The 17877-nt window shown below is 71.0% G+C and carries 13 protein-coding genes and 1 tRNA gene; 6 read left to right on the top strand and 8 right to left on the bottom strand.

All coding sequences use genetic code 11. From position 1 onward, the window contains the following. Positions 1–29 precede the first annotated feature (29 nt). Genes IE269_RS21200 through IE269_RS21175 form a run of 6 tightly spaced genes read right to left on the bottom strand, consistent with a single transcriptional unit; the run spans position 30 to position 7185 of the window. Entirely contained in the window at positions 30–1289 is a 1260-nt protein-coding gene (locus IE269_RS21200; protein ID WP_189824728.1) for an alpha-L-fucosidase, read from the bottom strand. Then, on the bottom strand, positions 1289–2392 hold the full coding sequence (locus IE269_RS21195; protein WP_189824607.1) for an ABC transporter ATP-binding protein: 1104 nt from the start codon (positions 2390–2392) through the stop codon (positions 1289–1291). Before IE269_RS21195 ends, IE269_RS21200 begins: the two co-directional genes overlap by 1 nt. Next, positions 2379–3476 (bottom strand): ABC transporter ATP-binding protein, encoded by a 1098-nt coding sequence (locus tag IE269_RS21190; RefSeq protein WP_189824606.1) that lies wholly within the window; start codon positions 3474–3476, stop codon positions 2379–2381. The genes IE269_RS21195 and IE269_RS21190 overlap by 14 nt, the downstream gene beginning before the upstream one ends. Further along, the gene (locus IE269_RS21185) at positions 3473–4414 is read right to left on the bottom strand and encodes an ABC transporter permease (RefSeq protein ID WP_189824605.1); all 942 of its coding nucleotides are present in this window, start codon (positions 4412–4414) and stop codon (positions 3473–3475) included. Before IE269_RS21185 ends, IE269_RS21190 begins: the two co-directional genes overlap by 4 nt. After that, positions 4411–5475 (bottom strand): ABC transporter permease, encoded by a 1065-nt coding sequence (locus IE269_RS21180; RefSeq protein WP_229897972.1) that lies wholly within the window; start codon positions 5473–5475, stop codon positions 4411–4413. The genes IE269_RS21185 and IE269_RS21180 overlap by 4 nt, the downstream gene beginning before the upstream one ends. Positions 5476–5505: 30 nt before the next feature. Next, positions 5506–7185, bottom strand: coding sequence for an ABC transporter substrate-binding protein (locus tag IE269_RS21175; protein ID WP_189824604.1), 1680 nt, complete (start codon positions 7183–7185; stop codon positions 5506–5508). A 171-nt stretch (positions 7186–7356) separates the two neighbouring features. Between IE269_RS21175 and IE269_RS21170 the strand changes: the two genes are divergently transcribed. Next, positions 7357–8958: a M81 family metallopeptidase gene (locus IE269_RS21170; RefSeq protein WP_189824603.1), complete on the top strand. Its 1602-nt coding sequence runs from the start codon at positions 7357–7359 to the stop codon at positions 8956–8958. Further along, the gene (locus tag IE269_RS21165) at positions 8955–9338 is read left to right on the top strand and encodes a hypothetical protein (RefSeq protein WP_189824602.1); all 384 of its coding nucleotides are present in this window, start codon (positions 8955–8957) and stop codon (positions 9336–9338) included. The genes IE269_RS21170 and IE269_RS21165 overlap by 4 nt, the downstream gene beginning before the upstream one ends. A gap of 84 nt (positions 9339–9422) precedes the next feature. On the opposite strand, the gene IE269_RS21160 is transcribed toward IE269_RS21165, so the two are convergent. Next, positions 9423–12089, bottom strand: a complete 2667-nt coding sequence (locus IE269_RS21160; protein WP_189824601.1) for a glycoside hydrolase family 3 protein — start codon at positions 12087–12089, stop codon at positions 9423–9425. A gap of 464 nt (positions 12090–12553) precedes the next feature. Here IE269_RS21160 and IE269_RS21155 point away from each other — a divergent pair, with 464 nt between their 5' ends. The 4 genes from IE269_RS21155 to IE269_RS21140 all read left to right on the top strand — a co-directional run bounded on the left by IE269_RS21155 (position 12554) and on the right by IE269_RS21140 (position 17683). After that, a complete protein-coding gene (locus IE269_RS21155) occupies positions 12554–13612 on the top strand; it encodes an MBL fold metallo-hydrolase (RefSeq protein WP_189824600.1) in 1059 nt (352 codons plus the stop codon). A gap of 84 nt (positions 13613–13696) precedes the next feature. Then, positions 13697–14608 carry a carbohydrate kinase family protein gene (locus IE269_RS21150; protein ID WP_189824599.1) on the top strand — a complete coding sequence of 304 codons (912 nt, stop codon included), beginning with the start codon at positions 13697–13699 and terminating at the stop codon, positions 14606–14608. A gap of 293 nt (positions 14609–14901) precedes the next feature. Continuing rightward, positions 14902–16572 (top strand): purine-cytosine permease family protein, encoded by a 1671-nt coding sequence (locus IE269_RS21145; RefSeq protein ID WP_189824598.1) that lies wholly within the window; start codon positions 14902–14904, stop codon positions 16570–16572. A gap of 259 nt (positions 16573–16831) precedes the next feature. Beyond that, complete coding sequence (locus IE269_RS21140) at positions 16832–17683, top strand: AraC-like ligand-binding domain-containing protein (protein ID WP_189824597.1); 852 nt, start codon at positions 16832–16834, stop codon at positions 17681–17683. Between the two features lie 83 nt (positions 17684–17766). Here the strand turns inward: IE269_RS21140 and IE269_RS21135 are convergent. Then, positions 17767–17843, bottom strand: a tRNA-Pro gene (locus IE269_RS21135). Positions 17844–17877: the final 34 nt, after the last annotated feature.

The raw sequence follows: 17877 nt of genomic DNA, 5'->3' as shown, positions 1-17877 counted from the left end.
GAGGGGCCGTCAGTCCCGGACGGGCGCGGTCAGTCGCGGGTGTGGGCTCGGTAGGTGTCCAGGGCCTCCTTCAGCTCGACGGCGACCACCGTGCACAGCGGGTCGAGCTGGTCGTCGTCGAGGTAGAGGTACTCCCAGCCGGGTACGTCGCCGAGGCCGCCGACGCGTTCGTGGCGCAGCTCGTCGCCGGTGCCCAGCACCCTGGCAGCGCTCACCTGGTTGCGGACGCCGCGCAGGACGGCGTACTCGCTGGGGCGGTCGAAGAGGAAGAGGTAGAGGGTGCGGCGGTCGGCGGAGAGGGTGGAGGGCCCGTAGAAGTGGCCGTGCGGCAGGCCTCGGGTGGTGCCGTACACGGCTTCGGCGTGCCGCTCGATCCAGTCGCCGAGCACTTCGAGGCGTTCGGCCTGCTCGGGAAGGATCGTCCCGTCCTCGCGGGGGCCGACGTCGAGGAGGAGGTTGCCGCCCGCGCCGATGGTCTCGGCGAAGACCCGGACCAGCTGGCGGGGCGTTTTGTACTGTCTGTCGTGGGGTTGGTAGCCCCAGGAGTTGTTCATGGTGAGGCAGAGCTCCCAGGGGCCGGGCGGCGGCTCGATGGGGACGCCCTGCTCGGGGGTGGCGTAGTCGCCGCGCCGGGCCATGCGGCCGTTGACGATGGTCTGCGGGCAGAGCGTGCGGATCTCGTCGGCCAGCTCGCCCATCCGCCACTGGGCGTCGCTGCGCTCCCAGTCGCCGTCGAACCACAGCAGATCGGGGCGGAAGAGGGTGATCAGCTCGCGGATCTGCGCCCGGTGGAAGCCGAGGAAGGCCTCCCAGCGCTCCGGGTCCTCCTCCCCCGCCGCGGGCATGGCGAAGGGGTTGCCGCGATCGGCGGGGTCGTGGCCCTCGGGGCGGACGCTGGCGTAGTCGGGGTGCGACCAGTCGAGGTGGGAGTAGTAGAGGCCGACCTTGAGGCCGCGGCGGCGCAGGGCGTCGACGTAGGGGGTGATCAGGTCGCGGGCGGCGGGGGTGTGCCGGACGACGGACAGGCCGTTCGCCCGGGTGTCCCAGAGGGCGACGCCGTCGTGGTGCTTGGCGGTGAGGACGGCGTAGCGGGCGCCCGCCTGGACGAAGAGGTCGGCCCAGGCGTCGGGGTCGTAGCGGGCGGCGGTGAATCCGCCGAGCTGTTCCATGTAGGTGTCGTGGGGGACGTCGCCGTTGAAGAACGACCAGGACTCGGCGACGCCGTCGACGCTGTAGATGCCCCAGTGCAGGAAGACTCCGAGCTTCGCCCCGGTGAACCAGCTGTGCATCATGGCGAGTTGTCCTTGTCCTTGTGCGGTACGGGACGGTCCGTGTGCGGTACGGGACAGTCCGTGTGCGGTACGGGATCGGCTTGGGGGATCTGGGGCACGCCCGCGTCGTGACTCCAGCAGTGCACCCAGCGCTTGGCGGAGAGGTGGGTGCGGGGCGGGAAGGTGGTGGCGCACTGGGGCACGGCGAGCGGGCAGCGCGGGTGGAAGCGGCAGCCGCCGGGCGGGTCCACGAGACTGGGGGGCTCGCCGGGCGGGGCGTCGTCCCCGTCCGGGTCCGGTGGTGGGGCGATGCGGTCGGGGTCGGGGGCGGATTCCACCAGGAGGCGGGTGTACGGGTGCCGGGGGTCGCGGACGAGTTCCTCGCCGGGGCCGGACTCGACGAGCTGGCCGGCGTACAGGACCTTGATCTCGTCGGCGAAGTAGCGGGCGCCGGCGATGTCGTGGGTGATGTAGAGGATGGCGAGGCCGTCGTCGCGGAGGCTGCCGAGGAGGTTGAGGATGTCGAGGCGGATGGACACGTCGAGCATGGAGACGGGTTCGTCGCCGAGCAGGACGCGGGGCCGGGCGGCCAACGCCCTTGCGATGGCGACGCGTTGGCGCTGGCCGCCGGAGAGTTCGTGGGGGAACTTGTCGATGAACTGGTCGGCGGGGGTGAGGTTGACGCGCTCCAGGAGTTCGACGGTCTGCCGCTCGCGCGCCGCCTTGTCCTGTGCCCCGCCGTGGAGTTGGAGCGGGCGGCCGAGGATGTGGCGGACCCGGTGGACGGGGCTGAGGGAGGAGAAGGGGTCCTGGAAGACCATCTGGACCTGGCGGTAGTAGGCCCGTTTGCCGCGTGCGGTGCGGGCGGCCGCGATCCGCTCCCCGTCGAGGCGGATCTCGCCCGAGGTGGGCGGGTGGGCGAGGGCGAGGAGGCGGGCCAGGGTGGACTTGCCGCTGCCGCTCTCGCCGACCAGGGCGGTGATGCGCCCGGGGTGCAGGGCGAGGGTGACGGGCTCCAGGGCGTGCACTTCCTTGCCGTACTGGCCGGGGCCGTGCAGGGTGAAGCGCTTGCTGACCTTGCGGGCCTCGAGTACCGGCTTCGAGGCGTCAGTCGGTGGCATCGGGGGCCTCCTCCGTACGGGGTGCGTCGGCGTGCGTGGGGAGGTGGCAGGCGGCCTCGCCCGCGCCGGCCGGCAGCAGCTCGGGCTCCTCGGTGTCGCAGGGGGCGAACCTGCTGGCGCACCGGGGGTGGAAGGCGCACCCGGCTGGCGGGTGGCGCAGCCCGGGCGGGGAGCCGGGGATGCCGGTCAGCGGCCGGCGCGGGCCGCGCAGGGGCGGGAAGGCGTTGCGCAGGGCGGCGGTGTAGGGGTGCGCGGGGTTCTCGTACAGCTGCCGGGCGGGTCCGACCTCGACGACGCGCCCGGCGTACATGACGGCGATGCGGTCCGCGATCTCGATGAGCAGGGAGAGGTCGTGCGTCACGAAGACCACGGAGAATCCGAATTCGGCCTGCAACTTCCCTATCTGCTTCAGGATCTGACGCTGCATCACCACGTCGACGGCGGTCGTGGGCTCGTCCATCACCACCAGTTCGGGCTCGCAGGCGAGGGCGAGGGCGATGGTGGCGCGCTGGCGCATTCCGCCGGAGAGTTCGTGGGGGTACGCCCGGAGCCGGTCGGCCGGGATGCCGACGAGCCCGAGCAGTTCCCCGGCCCGCTCCTGCGCCTCCTTCTTGCTCAGGCCTCTCTGCGCCCGCAGTACGTCCACGAACTGCGCGCCGAGCCGGTGCACGGGGTTCAGCGCGTTCATGGCGCTCTGGAAGACGATCGCGAGGTGCCGCCAGCGCAGGGCGCTGAGCTGCCGTTCGTCGGCCCGCAGCAGGTCGACGGGCTCCCCCTCCCGGGGCCGGTACAGGGCGCTTCCGGCCGTGATGACCGCGGGCGGCCGCTCCAGCCGGGTCAGCGCCGTGACCAGCGTCGACTTGCCGCAGCCACTCTCCCCCACCACCCCGAGGGTCTCCCCGCGCCGCACTCCGAGGCGCACGTCGCGCACGGCGTGGACGGGTTCGGCCCGGTCGAAGTAGTCGACGCTGAGCCCTTCGACGCTGAGCAGTTCGCCGCTAAGCAGTTCGTCGCTAAGCAGTTCGTCGCTGAGCGGTTCTTCGCTGAGCAGTTCGTCCTCGTACCGCTCGGGCACATGGCTCATGAGTTCTCCCGGTGCGCGCGCTTGGCCGCCGCCTTGGCGGCCCGGCGGATGTCCCGATTGGCCCTGCGCAGGCGGGGGTTGGCAATCTCGTCGATGCCGAAGTTGACCAACCCGGCGGCCAGCCCGACCAGGGCGATGCAGGCGCCCGGCGGCACGAACCACCACCACGCGCCGCGCGGCAGCGCCGACGCGTTCTGCGCCCAGTAGAGCATCGAGCCCCAGCTGGTGAGGTTGATGTTGCCCAGGCCCATGAAGGCGAGACCCGCGTCGGCGAACATCGACAGGACGACCGCGCCCAGGAAGCTCGCCGAGATCAGCGGGGCCAGGGTCGGGATCAGCTCCCGGGTGATGATCCACCAGCGGCTCTCCCCCGTCATCTCGGCGGCCAGCACGAAGTCGCGGCGGCGCAGCGAGAGGGTCTGGGCGCGTTTGCCGCGCGCGCCCCAGGGCCAGGAGGTGAGGCCGATGATGAGGGCCACCGTGAGCCAGCCGCCCCGGCCCTTGACGTAACTCGCCACGATGACCAGGAGCGGGAGGCTGGGGATGACGAGCGAGACATTGGTGACGACGGTGAGCAGGGCGTCCGGCCGGCCGCCGAGGTAGCCGCCCGCCACGCCGACCAGCACCGAGAGGGTCGTGGAGATGACGGCGGCGGTCAGGCCCACCAAGAGCGAGATGCGGCTGCCGACGACGAGCTGGGCGAGGACGTCTTCGCCGGTGGCGGTGGTCCCCAACAGGTGCGCGGAGGAAGGGGGTTGCATGCTCGCGCTGGTGTCGATCGCGGTGGCGGACATGCCGAACACGTCCTCGACCACGAAGGGTCCGAGGAGCGCGAGCAGTACGAAGAGGGAGAGGAGGGCGAGACCCGCCCGCACCTTCCGGTTCTCGGGGAGCCGGAACCCTCCGCGCGCCGCCACCGCTGCCGCGTCCACGCTCATGAGCCCGTCTCCCTCGCCCGCGGGTCGATCAGTCCGTACACCGAGTCCGCCAGGAAGTTCGCCGCCAGCACCGACAGCGACACCATCAGGAACAGCGCCTGCATCAGCGGGTAGTCGACGCTGGCCACCGACTGGAAGAGCAGGTAGCCGACACCGGGGTACGCGTACACCGCCTCCACCAGCAGCTGGCCTCCGACAACGTTGCCGAGGTTGACCGCGAAGCCCGCCACGCTCGGCAGCATCGCGTTGCGCGCGGCGTACCGGAAGAGGACCGTCCCCTTGCTCAGGCCCTTGGCGCGGGCCAGCAGGACGTAGTCCTCGGACACCGTCGTGATCATCATGTTCCGCATGCCGATGTACCAGGTGGCGGCCCAGCCCATCGCGATGGTGAGCGCGGGCAGGATCGCGTGCGTCACGACGCTGCCGAGGAACGCGCCGCTGAGTCCGGGCTCCAGGTCCGGGTCGTACGCGCCGCCCGTCGGCAGCCAGGCCAGCTGGAAGCCGAGTACCAGGACGAAAAGGAGCGCGATCCAGAAGGTCGGCAGCGCGGTCATGAACATCGCGCCCGGCGTCGCCACCGAGTCCAGCTTCGATCCCGCCCGGCCCCCGGCGAGGATCCCGCCGGCCGTGCCGAACAGGAAGGACACCACGGCGACGACGCCCACCAGGCCGATCGTCCACGGCAGGGCGGCGCTGATGACCTCCCACACAGGGGTCGGGTAGAAGGCGACGGACAGCCCGAAGTCCAGCCGGAACACCTGGCCGAGGTAGGTGAGGTACTGGTCCCAGAGCGGCTCGGAGGGGTTGCCGAACAGCCGGTAGATGGAGGCGATCATGTCGCCGGACAGGGCGGTGCGGCCCTGCATCTGGGCGATCAGCACGGACGCCGGGTCGCCGGGCATCAGGCGCGGGAGGAGGAAGTTGAGGGTGATCGCGATCCAGGCGGCCACCAGGTAGAAGGCGAGGCGGCGCACGAAGTAACGGGCCCGCCCGAGCCGGGGCCCTTTGCGGGTGGCGGCCGGCGCGGACTCGGCGCCGAGGGGAACGACAGGGGCGGTCACCGGGTACCCCCACCTCCCCTGCCCTGACGCTTACTTCGCCTTGGCACCGGACACCGGCTTCAGCGAGAGGATCGTGTTGACCATGTCGGTGGGGCCCGCCCAGGGCGCTGGGATCGCGTACGGGTTCTTCTCGTCGGGCCAGCCGGTCCAGTTCTTGCTGTTGTACTGGGCGGAGGCGCCGATGGTGATCAGCGGGGCGGCCGGCACGTCGTCCACCATGATCTTCTGGAGTTCGGCGGAGGTCTTCAGGATCGCCGCGTCATCGCCGGAGCCCTCCATCTGCTGGAGCAGATCGTCGGCCTTGGTGTTGTTGTAGTGGCCGTAGTTGGTCCAGATGCCCTTGTTGCCGCTGAAGAGCATGTCCTTGAAGAAGTTGTACGGCGTGTTGTAGTACACGGCCCCGCCGACGAGGACGTCGAAGTTCGCGTCCTGGCGGGCCTTGTCGAGCTGGGCGCTGGCGATCGGCTGCACCTGGACGTCGATGCCCGCCTTGGCGAGCTGGGTGGCGATCACCTTGTCCCGCTGGATGGAGTCCGCGAACTCGGAGACCTCCAGGATCTTGAAGGCGAGCTGCTTGCCGTCCTTGCCGACCAGCTTGCCGCCCTGCTTGGTGTACCCCGCCTTCGCGAATTCGGCTTCTGCTGCTGCGAGTTGGGCCTTGGGCTGCTCCGCGCTGCGATACGCAGAGTCGATCCACTTGCCCTGCGTCCGGGCGTCCAGCCCGGTGGAGTTCAGCGGGTGGAACATGCCGGGGTTGCCGACGTCGGCCAGCTCGGTCCGGTCGACCGCGAGCGAGAGCCCCTTGCGGACGTGCACGTCCTTGAAGGGCGCCTTGGTGTGGTTGAAGAACATGAAGAGCCCGCCGTACGTCGGGTACCAGGCGTGGTGGTTCGCCGGATCCTTGGCCACGTACTGCTTCTGCACGTCGGGCACCGCGCCCCCGCTCCACTGGATCTCGCCGCTGAGCAGCTTTCCGATCTCGGAGGACGAGGCGACGACCGGCGCCTTGAGCGTCTTGACCGGGACCTTCTGCTTCCAGTAGTTGTCGCGGGCCTCGAAGGTGAGCTGCTGCGCGCTGTACTTCTTGAGGACGTACGGGCCGCTGGCGACGGGCTGCGGGTTGGTGAAGGTCTTGCCGTCCTGGCTCTGCCAGATCTTCTCCGGGATGGGCTGGATGCCGCCGATGTTGCGGAGCTTGGCGTAGGCGGGGGTGTCGAAGGTGATTTCCAGGGTGTGGTCGTCGGGCGCGGTGGCGGTCTTGAAGTCGAACTTCCAGTCCACCGGCAGGTCCTGCTTCTTCACGTACTCCAGGGCGTAGACCGCGTCCTTGGCGGTGAGCTTGGACCCGTCGCTCCAGTTGGCGCGCGGATCGAGCGCCACGGTGATCTTCTTGCCGCCGTCGGCCCAGGTGTACTTGGTGCCCAGCCACGGCACGAACTTGCCGCCTTGCAGGATGTTGAAGCCGAACAGCGCCTCGTACTGGAAGCCGAAGGTGCCCTGGGACGCCTGGAGCGAGAAGGGGTTGAAGTTGCGGACGATGGTGTTGCCGGAGAAGCCGAGATTGACGGTGAGACTGTCACTCGCCTTTTTGCCGCCCTGCCCCGCCGGGCCTGCCGAGCAGCCGCTGACGGCGAGGGCCGTCACGGTGAGCGCGGCCGCTGCGGCGACGTGGGCCCGTCGCGTCCGGGTTCCGCTGGTCGTCCACTGCATCACAGCTCCCTTGCCTCGTCCTTGCACGTGCTGGCACGTCCCTGCCACGACTAAAGCGCTTGAGCGCGAGCAGGCTAAAGCGCTTCCATCAGCTGCGGCAAGGGTCTGGTCCAATTCGGCACACGGGACCCACAGTTCTCAGCAGCCGCTTTTATCAAGGGAGTTACGCATATGAGTGCCGCCCCGCAAGCTGCCCGGGAGGCCGCCCGGCCCCTGCGTATCGGCATCGGCGGAGTGTCCGTCGAGTGCTCCACCTTCTGCCCGCACCGCACGACCCTGGACGACTTCCGCATCACCCGCGGCCGGGCCCTGCTCGCCCGGTACACCTGGACGCGCCCCGAGCCCGACGTCGAGTGGGTACCCCTGCTGCACGCCGTCGCGCTGCCCGGCGGCCCGGTCGAACCGGACGCGTACGCCGCCCTCAACTCCGAACTGGTCGCCCTCATCGAGAACTCCGGCCCGCTCGACGGCATGGTCTACGACATCCACGGAGCGATGAGCGTCATCGGCCTGACCGACGCGGAAGCCGACCTCACGGACGCGGTACGTTCCGCCCTCGACCGGCACCGGCTGACCGAAGACCGCCACCGGCTGACCGAAGACGCCGACAACCCGCACAGCGCAGCCCCGGACGCCCGCACCCCGCACCCCCCGCTCCTCTCCGCCGCCATGGACCTGCACGGCAACGTCTCCCGGCGTCTCGCCGAGCGCGTGGACCTGCTCACGGCGCACCGTCTCGCCCCGCACGAGGACGAGTGGGAGACCCGCGAGCGCGCCGCCCGCAACCTGCTGCACTGCCTGCGCTCAGGCGTGCGCCCTCACCGCGCCTGGGTGCAGGTGCCGGTGCTGCTGCCGGGCGAGAAGACCAGCACCCGCCTGGAGCCCGCCCGGTCCCTGTACGGCAGCCTCGCCGGCATCGAGTCGCTGCCCGGCGTGCTCGACGCGGCCCTGTGGGTCGGCTACGCCTGGGCCGACGAGCCGCGCTGCCGGGCGGCCGTGGTGGTCACCGGCACGGACCAGCAACTCATCGCCAAGCACGCCGAGTTGCTGGCCCGCCGCTACTGGGACGCCCGCCACGACTTCGTCTTCGTCGGCCCGACCGGCACCGCCGACGAGTGCATCGCCCGAGCGGTGGAGTCGTCCAGGCGCCCCTTCCTCATCAGCGACTCGGGCGACAACCCCACCGCCGGCGGCGCGGGCGACCTCGCGTACATGCTGGGGCGCCTGCTCGCCCACGACGCGATCCGCGAGGGCCGCACCACCGCCCTGCACCCCGGCATCACCGACCCGGCGGCGGTGGCCCGCTGCACCGAGGCGGGCGTGGGCGCCCGGGTCACCCTCCCGGTGGGCGGCAAGGTGGACTCCAGGCACGGCGGCCCGTACCAACTCACGGGCACAGTCACCTTGCTGGAACCGGGCCGGGCCGCCGTCCGGTGCGGCGGGCTGACCGTCGTGCTGGTCGAACGCCGGACGCCGTTCCACACGCGCACCGACTTCGGAGGGCTCGATCCGGCCTCGTACGATCTCGTGGTCGTCAAAATCGGTTACCTGGAAACGGAGTTGTACGACCTGGCGGCCGACTGGCTGCTCGCACTCACCCCGGGCGGCGTCGACCAGGACCTCCAACGCCTGGGACACCACCGGGTGGAACGCCCGCTGTACCCGTTCGACCAGGACGCCTACGCCGAAGGGGAGGGGCCGGACCTCACACCCGTACTCCTCGGACCGGCGCGGCACATCAGGTCGCCGCTTCCGGACACACGGAAGGCATGACCCTCCACGAGGAAGACCCCGCGACACCCCCGGAAGGCTCCACCACTCCCCCGGCCGACGCCGTCGGCGCCCGCCCCCGCACCGAAGTGGAGGCGGCGCTAAGGGACTTGGAGGCCGAGGCCGCCGCCCCGCACCGGCAGACCCAGATCAGCCGCGGCGCCCTCGCGGGCTACATCTGGGTGCTCGGCAGCGCGCAGACCACCCCCGTGACCGGCGACCAGAGCTCGGCCGCACCCAACGACGAACAGATCACGGCCGAACTCACCTCAGCAGAGCGCCAATTGACGGACCCGGTACGTCGTGACATTCCCCGCGAGTACGTCCAGGGCGTGTGGGACGCGCTCGCGTGGGTGACCGGGCGGAGCGACAAGAAGCCCTGAGACAAGGAGGCCTCAGCAAGGAGAGACCCCGGGCCCCGGCACCGCAGTGGTTGCGCCGGGACCCGGGGGGTCTGAAAGGGCTGGTCAGCAGTCCACGCTGTCCGTCAGCCGGATGTCCCGCGACGACGCCCCGACGTACACCGCACGCCTGCCCTTCGCCCGCGTCCAGCGGCCGCGCCCGGTGTCCCAGTACGACAGCTGCCGCTCGCCGACCCGCACGGTGATCCGGCGCGACTCGCCCGGCCGCAGCTCGACCCGCTGGAATCCGGCGAGCGCCCGCACCGCCATCTCGACCGGGGCCTTGCGGGCCGGGCCGAGGTAGACCTGCGGGACCTCGGCGCCGGTACGGCGGCCCTTGTTGGTCACGGTGAAGGTGACGTCGAAGCCGTCCCCGTGCTCGCGCACGCTCAGCCGGCTGTACCCGAACTCCGTGTAGGACAGGCCGTGTCCGAAGGGGAAGTGGGGTTCGGTGCCCGCCTTGTCGTAGCCGCGGTAGCCGACGAAGATGCCCTCGCTGTACGTCACGGTCTTGTCGACGCCGTAGTACCGCTCGGGGTGCTTCGGGTCGAGGGTCGGGTCGTCGGTCTCCTTCTTCGGCCAGGTGACCGTGGCCTTGCCGCCCGGGTTGGCGCGGCCGGTGAGCAGGTCGGCGGTGGACCAGCCGCCCTCCTGGCCGACGTAACCGGTGTGCAGGATGGTGCGCACCTTGCGGCGCCACGGCATGGTGGCCGCGCTGCCGGTGTTCAGGACCAGGATCGTGCGCGGGTTCGCGGAGGCGACCGCGTCGATCAGCTCGTCCTGGTGGGCGGGGAGGGTGAGCGTGGTGAGGTCGCCGCTGCCGCCGAGCGCACCGCCCTCGCCGTTGAAGGCGAAGACGACCGGGGTGTGCACCCGGCGGGCCAGCTTCACCGCGTCGGCGATGTGTGCGGCGCGCTGCTCGGGCGTCACCCAGGCGAGGCGGATCTGCACCGGGCCCCGGTCGGCGATGGTGGCGTCCCAGCCGGTCGCCTTCACGAGGAGCTTGTACGTCTTTCCGCCGGTCAGCGTGACGGGCGCGGCCTGGCCGTTGTCGAGGCCGTCGGTGGTGGGCACGATCGAGGACCACTTGCGGGTGAAGCTGTCACGGGCCCCGGCGGCGCTCGCGATCTCCTTGCCGTCGACGGAGAGCGACACCTTCGCGCCCCAGCCCTGGATCTTCAGCGCGTACTCGCCGGTGGTGGGCGGCACGAGTGTGCCGGTCCACTCGGTGGTGGAGCCGACCGGGAGGCCCTTGGGCCCGGTGAAGTCGACCGTCTTGTCGGTGCCGCCGCCCTTGCGGGCGAGGCCGCCGGGCAGCGCGGACGCCGGGACGGCGGTTCCCGTGAGGTCGACCCCGACCTCGTACGCGATCCTCCGGCCGGTGGTGCGGCGCAGCGCGTCGAGGGGGCTGACCATCCGGTCCTCGAAGCCGTACGCCCGCTCACCTGCGACGGAGACGGCGACCTGGCCGGCGGTGGGGCCGATGAGGGCGAGGTCGTTCAGCGCGGACTTCGAGAGCGGGAGCCCGCCGTCGTTGGCGAGGAGCACCGCGCCCTGGGTGGCGACCTCGCGGGCGACGCGGGCGCCGGCCTCGATGTCGATGCTGCGGCGGGCGGGCTTGCGGCTGCCGTCGAGCATGCCGAAGGCGTCGTACTGGCCGAGGATGCGGGAGACGGCGGTGTCGAGGGCGGACTCGGGGATCGAGCCGCCCAGGATGGCCTTCTTCAGGGGCTCCCCGTAGAAGGAGCCGTCCCACATCTGCATGTCCTGGCCGGCCTGGAGGGCGGCGGTCGAGTGGGTCGCGCCCCAGTCGGAGGTGACGAAGCCCCGGAAGCCGAGCTCGCCGCGGAGGATGTCGGTGAGGGTGGTCTTCTGCTCCGAGTTCCACTTGCCGTTGAGGTGGTTGTACGCCGACATCACCGAGGAGACCCCGGCGCGGACGACGGCGTCGAACGCGGGCAGGTACATCTCGTGGAGGGTGCGCTCGTCGACGATGAAGTCGTACGAATTCTCCGGCTTCTCCCGGTCGAACTCGTGGAAGCGCTGGTTGTTGGCGAGGAAGTGCTTGGCCTGGGCGAGCATGCCCTGCGCCTGGACGCCCTCGACCTGGGCGGCGCCGATCAGTCCGTTGAGGTACGGGTCCTCGCCGGACTGGTCCTTGTTGCGGCTGAAGAAGGGGGTGCGGGACAGCTCGATCTGCGGGGCGAGCAGCACGTCCATGCCGAGCGTGCGACCCTCGCGGCCCATCACCTCGCCGTACTCGCGGGCGAGTGCGGGGTTGAAGGCCGCGCCGAGGGTGGAGACCGGGGGCAGTCCGGTGGCGGACTTGGCGACGTTGACGCCGGCCGGCCCGTCGGACAGGCGCAGCTCCGGAATGCCGAGGCGCTTGATGCCGGGTACGTAGCCGGCCTGGCCCAGGCGTTGCGGGTCGACGGCGCCGTGCACGAGGGAGAGCTTCTCGTCGAGGGTCAGTTTCGCGATGAGTTTGCGTACGCGGCCGGATGCGGCGGGTGCTGCGGCGGCCCCCGCGGTGGCTGCGGCGGCCGGGCCCGCCGTGGCGAGCGGACCGGCGGCGGCGACGAAGGCGAACGCGGCAGCGGCTGTGCCGAACTGCTTCATCAGGGTACGGCGGCTCGGACCGGTCACGGCGACGTCGTGCGAGGTGCCGGGAGCGGCGTCATTCGGGTGTGCGGGCATGGCGAGGAAGACCTCCGAGGCAAAGGGGGTCGCCACGCGGCACGTGGTGCGGGCACCGTCGCCCGCGCGGCAAACGAGTCCGGGTCCCGCGACCTGGACACAACACATCAGCAGCGCACCGAACCGGACAACTCGGTGTGGGACAACAGGTCTTGAAGTCGTCACACGTGTCAGTTCGGAAGTTCGTGGGGTGAGTCTTGATTACTCGAACTTGACGGTCAAGGTCTGGGGCAGAAGAACTTAAAGCTTGTATCAATTCGTTCAGGAGCCGAACGCGGGGCGGCTGTCGGCGGCGTTGTCGGGATCGGAGCCCGGCCGCGCAGTCCACCCCTGCGCACTGTGACGCTCAACGCGTCGGCGAGCGCCCCCACTTCCCCGTTTCGCGGCTACGCTCGAATTACCTGCACCTGCCACGAATACGGGTGGCACCTGTCACCCGTGCCGAATGCCCCGCGCCCGGCACGGATGCACCTGCCCCACACGCGGAGACGGAGCGCGCCTTGGCACAGCCCCTCACGGAACGGTCCGGGGCCCTCCCCGACCAGCCCGACCACTGGACGGAACCCGGCGCCCACCTCGTGAGCGAGGGCGTGTACCGGATCCCGCTGCCCCTGCCGCTCGAAGGCCTGAACGCGGTCAACGTCTACCTGGTCGAGGACCGCGAGGGCCCGGTACTCATCGACTCCGGCTGGGCGGGCCCGGAGACCGGCAAGGCCCTCACCGAGGCCCTGCGCCCGCTGGGGTACGGGCTCGGCGACCTCGCCCAGATCCTGGTGACGCACGCCCACTGGGACCACTACACGCAGGCCCTCCTCCTGCGCGAGTCCCTGGGCGTACGGGTACGGATCGGGCGGGGCGAGCGGCACTCCATCGAGGGCCTGGACCTGAACCGGGGCGCCCACCCCGAGCAGGCCGCCCAACTCCGCGCCTGCGGTGCGACCGAGCTGGCGGACGCGGTGGCGGGGATGGAGGTGACAGCGGAGGAGTGGGCGATGCCGTTCGGGCCGCCGGACGCCTGGCTGGACGACCACGAGGAAGTTCCGCTGACGGAAAGGAAGTTGAAGGTTCTGGCCACCCCCGGGCACACCCGGGGGCATGTGGTCTTCGGCGACCCGGCGGCCGGTCTGCTCTTCGCGGGCGACCATGTGCTGCCGCACATCACCCCGTCGATCGGCTTCGAACGCAGCCCGGAGCGCTCGCCGTTGCGCTCGTACCAGCAATCCCTGCGCCTGATAAGGGAGTTGCCCGACGCACTGCTCCTGCCGGCCCACGGTCCGGTGACCCTGAGCACGCACACCCGCATCGACGCGCTCCTCGCCCACCACGAGGAACGCCTGGACGCGGTGGCCCGCGAGGTCCGCAAGGGTGCCCGCAGCGCACTCGACGTGGCCCGCGCGCTGCCGTGGACGCGTCGGCTGCGTCATCTGGACGACCTGCCGGACCAGCACCGGATGCTGGCGATCCTGGAGATCGACGCACATCTGGAGGTGCTGGCCGAGACGGGCGTGCTGTGCTGGGACCGGGTGGACGGGGTGCGGCACTTCGCGTCGGCGGGGTGATCCGGGAACGGCGCGTTCCGCGCCGCTGAGCTGCGGGTATGCTCCGGCCTTCCGCACTCCGCCCGGACCCGGAAGGAACGTCCCATGATCGTTGTCGCAGGCGAGGCCCTGATCGACCTGGTGCCCGGGGCGCGGGGCGACGCCCTGGCCCCGCTGTTGCCCGCCCGTGGCGGCGGCCCGTACAACACGGCCGTGGCGCTGGGGCGGCTCGGTGCGGACGTCGCGTTCTGCTCGCGGATCTCCACCGACGCCTTCGGCGAGTCGCTCGTGGAGCGGCTGCGCGAGGAGAACGTCTCCACCGCCCTCCTCCAGCGCGGCCCCGAGCCCACCTCGCTGGCCGTGGCCTCCCTCGGCGCGGACGGCTCGGCGTCGTACGCCTTCCACGTCGCGGAGTGCGCCGACCGCCTCTTCCTGACACCCTCTCAACTCCCCTCCTCCGTAAGCGCCTTGTCCTTCGGCACGTGCTCCCTCGTACTGGAGCCGGGCGCGAGCGGGTACGAAGAGCTGATGCGGCGGGAGGCGGCACGCGGGGTGTTCGTCGCGCTCGACCCGAACATCAGGGCGGGCCTGATCGCCGACCCGGACGCCTACCGGGCCCGCTTCCGCAGCTGGCTGCCCCACGTCACCCTGCTCAAGCTGAGCGAGGAGGACGCGGACTGGCTGGGCCCGGACCTGCCCGGCTGGCTCGCGGCGGGCCCGGCGGCGGTGGTCCTCACCCGGGGCGCCAAGGGCCTGACCGCCTTCACCGCACACGGCGAATTCTCGGTACCCGGCGTCCCCGTCACCGTGGCGGACACGATCGGCGCGGGCGACACGGTGAACGCGGCCCTCCTCCACGCCCTCTCGCGCCGCGACCTGCTCTCCCGCGAGGCGGTGGCATCCCTGCCCGCCGACGCCTGGCACTCCCTGCTGACGTACGCGGCCCACGCAGCCGCCCTGACCTGCGCCAAGCCGGGCGCGGAGCCTCCTTACGCCGCCGAACTCCCTCCCGTCTAACCCCTCTCTCCTCGTATACATCTCCCTCCCCCTTGGGCGACGGGGCCCCCGGGGGCGGGACGGGCGGGCAAGGGGGCGGCCCGCCCGACACGGACCCACCCCCGTCCCGGCCCTCTCGCCACCGGCCCGCCCCGACACACCCCCCACACCCCGCACACCCCCCACACCGCCCCGCCCCACCCCCGTAACACCCCGAAATCCCCTCGTTACGCACCGAACGGCAACCCGAAACACCCCCTCCCTACCGTCACTCCCCACACCCCCACCCCCAACCCCACCCCAGGAGCACCCCCGTGACGGTCGATCAGACCCCCGCCGTCGAGCCCCACCCAACCCCAGCCCCCACCCCACCCACCTCCTCCTCCACCACCAGCACGGCGAGCGAAACCCTGGAGGACTACACCCTCCGCTTCGCCCCCCGCACCTACCGCCGCTGGACCCCCGCCGTCGTCGGCGCCTCCGCCCTCGGCGGCATCGCCTACATGGCCGACTTCTCCATCGGCGCCGGCATCGGCATGACCCACGGCACCGGCAACGCCCTGCTCTCCATCCTGGTCGCCGCCGCCGTCATCTTCGTTTCCGGCATCCCGCTCGCCTACTACGCCGCCCGCTACAACCTCGACCTGGACCTGATCACCCGCGGCTCCGGCTTCGGCTACTACGGTTCGGTGATCACCAGCGTCATCTTCGCGAGCTTCACCTTCATCTTCTTCGCGACCGAGGGCGCCATCATGGCGCAGGGCCTCAAGTACGCGCTGGGCATGCCCCTTTGGGCGGGCTACGCACTCTCCACCCTGATCATCATCCCCCTCGTCATCTACGGGATGAAGGCCCTCACCAAGCTCCAGTCCTGGACGAACCCCCTGTGGCTGGTCCTGATCGTCGCCCCGCTCGCGTACGTCGTCATCACCGACCCCGACTCCTTCACCCGCTTCCTCTCCCACAAGGGAACCGACACCACCACGGGCACGGGCATCTCCACCGCCGCCGTGATGCTCGGCGCGGGCGTCTGCCTCTCCCTGATGGGCCAGATCGGCGAGCAGATCGACTACCTGCGCTTCATGCCGCCCAAGACCGAGGCCAACAAGCGCTCCTGGTGGGCGGCCACACTGCTCGCAGGCCCCGGCTGGGTGGTCTTCGGCGCCCTGAAGCAGGCCATCGGCGTCTTCCTCGCCGTGTACATCGTGGACGCGGTCGGCGTGGCGGCAGCCGTCGAGCCGATCGAGCAATTCACCGCCGCCTTCAAGCAGTTGATGCCCGGCTGGCTGGTGGTCCCGCTCGCCCTGCTCCTGGTGGTCCTCAGCCAGGTCAAGATCAACGTCACGAACTCCTACTCGGGCTCCCTGGCCTGGACGAACTCCTACGCCCGCGTCACCAAGCACTACCCGGGCCGCACCGTCTTCGTCCTCGTGAACCTCGCCATCTCCCTCCTCCTCATGGAGGCGAACATGTTCGCCTTCCTCAACAACGTCCTGAGCTTCTACTCGAACTGCGCCATGGCCTGGGTCGTCACCGTCGCCACGGACATCGCGATCAACAAGTACGTCCTGAAGCTCTCCCCCAAGCACCCGGAGTTCCGCCGCGGCATGCTGTACGCGGTCAACCCGGTCGGCGTGGTCTCCTTCCTGGCCTCCTCGCTCCTCTCCATCGCCGTCTACTTCGGCCTCTTCGGCGACGCGCTCCAGCCGTACTCCCCGATCGTCGCCGTGGGCGTGGCCGTGCTCCTCACCCCGCTCATGGCCCTCGCCACCCGCGGCCGCTACTACCTGCGCCGCACGTCGGACGGCATCGACGAACCCCTCCTCGACGCGGACGGCAACCCGAGCGCCACAACGTACGACTGCGGTGTCTGCGCACAGCCCTTCGAGCGCCCGGACGTCCTCGCGAGCGCGAGCGGCGGCATCATCTGCTCGCTCTGCCTCACCACGGACCGGACCGGCGCCCACGTCCTCCCGGCCCAGTAGCCACACGTGGGGGGAGCCGGGACCAGGCTCCCGCCTCCCCCGTGTGCCCGGCCCCTGCCTCTCCGCGCGGAAGTCCCCCTTCTCTTCCGCTGGCTGACACGCCAGAAGCTAGGGAGCGGGGGCACTCGCCTCAGCGCGCACGACCAGTCGCCGCAGCGCGCACGGCCGCGTGCCCCAGCACGTACGACCACGCGCCGCACCGCACGCGACCGTGTGCCGCAACGCGCAGCCCGGGGACACCCACCGGAGGGGGAACGCCATGACGGACACCGACCCCACCAGGCCCGCACCCCGGCCGTCCCCTCCCCGTGCGCCCACCCTCACACCCGCCCTCACCCACACCGAAACCCTCCAGCACACCGTCTCGGAACTCCTCGTCCCCCTGCGCGTGACCGCCCCGCCCCACCTGCCCTTCCACGCCACCGTCACCTCGGCGGGGAACGCCGCGCTGCACACGGCCCGGCTGCGCAGCACCCCGCACTCCGTCCTGCGCACCCCCGGCCTGATCTCCTCGTCCGACGCCGACCTCTTCAAGGTCACCCTGCACCTGTCCGGCACGGCCCGCGTCGAACAGGGCGACAGACAACGCCGGGTGCGCCCCGGCGACCTGCTCGCCCTGGACACCACACGCCCCTATGCCCTGCACCTGCCCGACCCCTGCGACGTGGTGGTCCTCGGCCTCCCGCGCGGCCTGCTCGGCCCGCACGCCCGCGCCCTGACCCACCGCAGCGGCGAACCGATCCCCGCCGACACCGGCACGAGCGCCCTGCACACCCTCGCCCGACTCCGCGACCCCGACCTCTGCGCGGAATCGGTGGCCGCCCACCACCGCATCTCGGTACTCCCCCAAGCTCTCAACTTCGTTCGAGCAGGGGGTACCCCCTCCCTCCACCAGCTCTTCCAGGGCCGCGACCGCACCTTCACCGCCTGGCTCCGCCACGAACGCCTCACCCGCATCCGCCGCGACCTCGCCGACCCGGCCCTCTCCCACCGCACGGCGACCTCCATCGCCGCGGCCTGGGGCTTCCTGGACAGCACCCACCTCTCCCGTGCCCTGCGCGACGAATTCGGCTCCACGGCCGCCGAGTTGCGCAGGACCACGAACCCGTAATCTCGCCGAACGGCCCGGGACTCCGGGAAAAACGAAAAGCCGTGCCGGATTTCTCCGACACGGCTGACGACCCGCGAAAACGCTGGTCGGGACGACAGGATTTGAACCTGCGACCCCTTGACCCCCAGTCAAGTGCGCTACCAAGCTGCGCCACGTCCCGTTACTCGCCTGACCTGGGGTTTTCCCCGGCTGAG

Origin of the sequence: Streptomyces spiroverticillatus, from assembly GCA_014650415.1 — a bacterium.
In the GTDB taxonomy this organism is placed as follows: domain Bacteria; phylum Actinomycetota; class Actinomycetes; order Streptomycetales; family Streptomycetaceae; genus Streptomyces; species Streptomyces spiroverticillatus.
The sequence above is the reverse complement of the archived record's forward strand: the minus strand, read 5'-3'. Positions and strand labels throughout refer to the sequence as shown.